At 46.1% G+C, this 5277-nt stretch carries 2 tRNA genes and 2 rRNA genes; all 4 read left to right on the top strand.

The features are described from left to right. The first annotated feature begins 206 nt into the window (after window positions 1-206). The 4 genes from BMW64_RS20200 to BMW64_RS20185 all read left to right on the top strand — a co-directional run bounded on the left by BMW64_RS20200 (window position 207) and on the right by BMW64_RS20185 (window position 5164). Window positions 207-1723 (top strand): 16S ribosomal RNA (locus BMW64_RS20200). 282 nt (window positions 1724-2005) lie between these two features. Beyond that, window positions 2006-2079 (top strand) — tRNA-Ile (locus BMW64_RS20195). 95 nt (window positions 2080-2174) lie between these two features. Further along, a tRNA-Ala gene (locus tag BMW64_RS20190) sits at window positions 2175-2251 on the top strand. A gap of 154 nt (window positions 2252-2405) precedes the next feature. Then, window positions 2406-5164: ribosomal RNA gene (locus tag BMW64_RS20185) — 23S ribosomal RNA — on the top strand. Together the 16S and 23S rRNA genes with 2 tRNA genes alongside form the textbook arrangement of a ribosomal RNA operon. Window positions 5165-5277 lie beyond the last annotated feature (113 nt).

The following is a 5277-nucleotide window of genomic DNA, read 5'->3' as shown; positions in this document are numbered from 1 at the left end:
AAAAAAACTTTAAAAATTCTTTTAAAAACATTTGGTCATTAAGAAATAAGTTATTATTTTTGCACTCGCAAATACGAAGCAACACTGACAGAAAGATTGCTTCGTTATAAAGCGGAAGATTTAAGAAGATCATTGACATACAATATAACAACCAAGTAAGGAAAAACTAAAGCGTTAAAAAACTTTGAGTGAGTCAAGACAAACATACAATGGAGAGTTTGATCCTGGCTCAGGATGAACGCTAGCGGGAGGCCTAACACATGCAAGCCGAGCGGTAGAGATCTTTCGGGATCTTGAGAGCGGCGTACGGGTGCGGAACACGTGTGCAACCTGCCTTTATCTGGGGGATAGCCTTTCGAAAGGAAGATTAATACCCCATAATATAATGAATGGCATCATTTATTATTGAAAACTCCGGTGGATAGAGATGGGCACGCGCAAGATTAGATAGTTGGTGAGGTAACGGCTCACCAAGTCGATGATCTTTAGGGGGCCTGAGAGGGTGATCCCCCACACTGGTACTGAGACACGGACCAGACTCCTACGGGAGGCAGCAGTGAGGAATATTGGACAATGGGTTAGCGCCTGATCCAGCCATCCCGCGTGAAGGACGACGGCCCTATGGGTTGTAAACTTCTTTTGTACAGGGATAAACCTATCTACGTGTAGATAGCTGAAGGTACTGTACGAATAAGCACCGGCTAACTCCGTGCCAGCAGCCGCGGTAATACGGAGGGTGCAAGCGTTATCCGGATTTATTGGGTTTAAAGGGTCCGTAGGCGGATCTGTAAGTCAGTGGTGAAATCTCACAGCTTAACTGTGAAACTGCCATTGATACTGCAGGTCTTGAGTGTAGTTGAAGTAGCTGGAATAAGTAGTGTAGCGGTGAAATGCATAGATATTACTTAGAACACCAATTGCGAAGGCAGGTTACTAAGTTACAACTGACGCTGATGGACGAAAGCGTGGGGAGCGAACAGGATTAGATACCCTGGTAGTCCACGCTGTAAACGATGCTTACTCGTTTTTGGGGCTTTGGCTTCAGAGACTAAGCGAAAGTGATAAGTAAGCCACCTGGGGAGTACGAACGCAAGTTTGAAACTCAAAGGAATTGACGGGGGCCCGCACAAGCGGTGGATTATGTGGTTTAATTCGATGATACGCGAGGAACCTTACCAAGGCTTAAATGGGAATTGACAGGCTCAGAAATGGGTTTTTCTTCGGACAATTTTCAAGGTGCTGCATGGTTGTCGTCAGCTCGTGCCGTGAGGTGTTAGGTTAAGTCCTGCAACGAGCGCAACCCCTGTTACTAGTTGCTACCATTAAGTTGAGGACTCTAGTAAGACTGCCTACGCAAGTAGAGAGGAAGGTGGGGATGACGTCAAATCATCACGGCCCTTACGCCTTGGGCCACACACGTAATACAATGGCCGGTACAGAGGGCAGCTACACAGCGATGTGATGCAAATCTCGAAAGCCGGTCTCAGTTCGGATTGGAGTCTGCAACTCGACTCTATGAAGCTGGAATCGCTAGTAATCGCGCATCAGCCATGGCGCGGTGAATACGTTCCCGGGCCTTGTACACACCGCCCGTCAAGCCATGGAAGTCTGGGGTACCTGAAGTCGGTGACCGTAAAAGGAGCTGCCTAGGGTAAAACAGGTAACTAGGGCTAAGTCGTAACAAGGTAGCCGTACCGGAAGGTGCGGCTGGAACATCTCATTTTAGAGCGTCTTTTAGACGATAAACAAAATTAGTGTCGCAAGACACAAGTACTTACTTCAAAGTAAAGCTTTAGTTTTTTTATTGGTTGCTATATATAAATGATAATTGATAAGCGATAAATGATGTAACACATCAAAGATCAACCATTGATTATCAGTTATAAAAAAGATAAAACCCACTAGAAATTAGTAAACGGGAAGAGGAGATTTTAGATTATAAATTATAGATTTTAGATTTGAAAATTAATTTAAAATTCAAAATTTAAAATTTAAAATTAAATGAAGTCTCGTAGCTCAGCTGGTTAGAGCGCTACACTGATAATGTAGAGGTCGGCAGTTCGAGCCTGCCCGAGACTACTAATTGATTCAAGGTTTAAGATTTAAAATTCAAAGTTATAAGATTCAATATTATAATCTTGAATATGGAATTTTAGAATATTGAATACCTAGAGGGGGAATTAGCTCAGCTGGCTAGAGCGCCTGCCTTGCACGCAGGAGGTCAAGGGTTCGACTCCCTTATTCTCCACCATCATAGATGGTTTAATTTTAAAGAAGCAGATAGAGCCAAAAACAATATTTGCGAATTAGACTTGAAGTAGATTTAAGATCATTGACATTAACGGTAAAGACATCACAAAGAGAAAACCGAGCACTTATAAGTGCTTGAGTAACCTAAAAATAGGAAAGAAATCGTTAAGGGCGTATGGCGGATGCCTAGGCTTTCAGAGGCGACGAAGGACGTGGTAAGCTGCGAAAAGCTACGGGGATTGGCACACACGAATTGATCCGTAGATATCCGAATGGGGCAACCCAATACATTGAAGATGTATTACTCTAATTTATTAGAGAGCAAACCCGGAGAACTGAAACATCTAAGTACCCGGAGGAAAAGAAATCGAAGAGATTCCGTAAGTAGTGGCGAGCGAAAGCGGATTAGCCCAAAAGCTTTTATATGTTTAATAGAACGTACTGGAAAGTGCGGCCATAGAGGGTGATAGCCCCGTATATGAAAGGCATATAAGAGTGATAAATGAGTAGGGCGGGACACGTGAAATCCTGTCTGAATATGGGGGGACCATCCTCCAAGGCTAAATACTCCTGAAAGACCGATAGTGAACAAGTACTGTGAAGGAAAGGTGAAAAGCACTTCGAATAGAAGGGTGAAATAGAACCTGAAACCGTACGCCTACAAGCGGTCGGAGCAGATTAATTCTGTGACGGCGTGCCTTTTGCATAATGAGCCTACGAGTTAATTTTACTAGCGAGGTTAAGGACTTCAGGTCCGGAGCCGGAGCGAAAGCGAGTCTGAATAGGGCGTATAGTTAGTAGGATTAGACGCGAAACCTTGTGATCTACCCATGGGCAGGTTGAAGCTTTGGTAACACAAAGTGGAGGACCGAACCGGTTGACGTTGAAAAGTCTTCGGATGACCTGTGGGTAGGGGTGAAAGGCCAATCAAACTGGGAGATAGCTCGTACTCTCCGAAATGCATTTAGGTGCAGCGTCGTATATAAGTTTATTAGAGGTAGAGCTACTGATTGGATGCGGGGGTTTCATCGCCTACCAATTCCTGACAAACTCCGAATGCTAATAAATGTTCTACGGCAGTGAGGGCATGGGTGCTAAGGTCCATGTCCGAGAGGGAAAGAACCCAGACCAACAGCTAAGGTCCCCAAATTTCTGTTAAGTTGAAGCAACGCGGTTGGACTGCATTGACAGCTAGGATGTTGGCTTGGAAGCAGCCATTCATTTAAAGAGTGCGTAACAGCTCACTAGTCGAGCGGTCCGGCATGGATAATAATCGGGCATAAACAGAATACCGAAGCTATGGATTTGTACATTCGTACATCTGGTAGGAGAGCATTCTATCGGCGTTGAAGCAGAGTCGTGAGGCTTTGTGGAGCTTATAGAAAAGAAAATGTAGGCATAAGTAACGATAAAGGGGGCGAGAAACCCCCTCACCGAAAGACTAAGGTTTCCTCAGCCATGCTAATCAGCTGAGGGTTAGTCGGGACCTAACGCGAACCCGAAAGGGGTAGTGGATGGACAATGGGTTAATATTCCCATACTTGCTCACACTAAAAAGGGGACGGTTCGATGTAGCTACTAAAGACGGACGGAAGTGTCAAGGCCTAGCCTTCGGGCGAAGCTGCTGTAGTGTAATCGGATCCAAGAAAAGCCGAAGTGAAGCAACCCGTACCAAAACCGACACAGGTGGTCGAGGAGAGAATCCTAAGGTGCTCGAGTGAGTCGTGGCTAAGGAACTAGGCAAAATAGTCTCGTAACTTCGGAAGAAGAGACGCCAACAGCAATGTTGGCCGCAGTGAAGAGGCCCAGGCGACTGTTTATCAAAAACACAGGACTCTGCTAAATCGAAAGATGCTGTATAGGGTCTGACACCTGCCCGGTGCTGGAAGGTTAAGGAAGGGCGTTAGCGTAAGCGAAGCGTTTGACTGAAGCCCCAGTAAACGGCGGCCGTAACTATAACGGTCCTAAGGTAGCGAAATTCCTTGTCGGGTAAGTTCCGACCTGCACGAATGGTGTAACGATCTGGGCACTGTCTCAGCCACGAGCTCGGTGAAATTGTAGTATCGGTGAAGATGCCGATTACCCGCAATGGGACGAAAAGACCCTGTGAACCTTTACTATAACTTCGTATTGACTTTGAGTAAGTAATGTGTAGGATAGGTGGGAGGCTTTGAAGCAGGCACGCTAGTGTTTGTGGAGCCGACGTTGAAATACCACCCTTTACTTACTTGGAGCCTAACTTCTTTTAGAAGGACATTGCGTGGTGGGTAGTTTGACTGGGGTGGTCGCCTCCAAAAGAGTAACGGAGGCTTTCAAAGGTACCCTCAGCACGCTTGGTAACCGTGCGTAGAGTGTAATGGCATAAGGGTGCTTGACTGTGAGACCTACAAGTCGATCAGGTGCGAAAGCAGGACATAGTGATCCGGTGGTTCCGTATGGAAGGGCCATCGCTCATAGGATAAAAGGTACTCCGGGGATAACAGGCTAGTCTCCCCCAAGAGCTCACATCGACGGGGAGGTTCGGCACCTCGATGTCGGCTCGTCACATCCTGGGGCTGGAGAAGGTCCCAAGGGTTGGGCTGTTCGCCCATTAAAGTGGCACGCGAGCTGGGTTCAGAACGTCGTGAGACAGTTCGGTCTCTATCTATTGCGGGCGTTAGATGTTTGAGAGGGCTTGATTCTAGTACGAGAGGACCGAATTGAACAAACCTCTGGTGTATCAGTTGTACCGCCAGGTGCACCGCTGAGTAGCTATGTTTGGAAGAGATAAACACTGAAAGCATATAAGTGTGAAACTCGCCTCAAGATGAGACATCTTTTAAGGGTCGTGGGAGATGACCACGTTGATAGGCTACAGGTGTAAAGTTGGTAACAGCATAGCCGAGTAGTACTAATTACCCGTAGATTTATAGCCTATAAGTGTTGCTTATGGCAACTGGCCCATAGCTATTAGCTAAAAGCCAGAGGCCAACAACAAGCCTTATAAGTGCGACACTGGTTTTGCCTTTGTGATGAAATTTACCGATA

This window comes from Chryseobacterium taichungense (assembly GCF_900109935.1).
Lineage (GTDB): Bacteria > Bacteroidota > Bacteroidia > Flavobacteriales > Weeksellaceae > Chryseobacterium > Chryseobacterium taichungense.
This window is presented reverse-complemented; position numbering and strand designations above follow the sequence as displayed.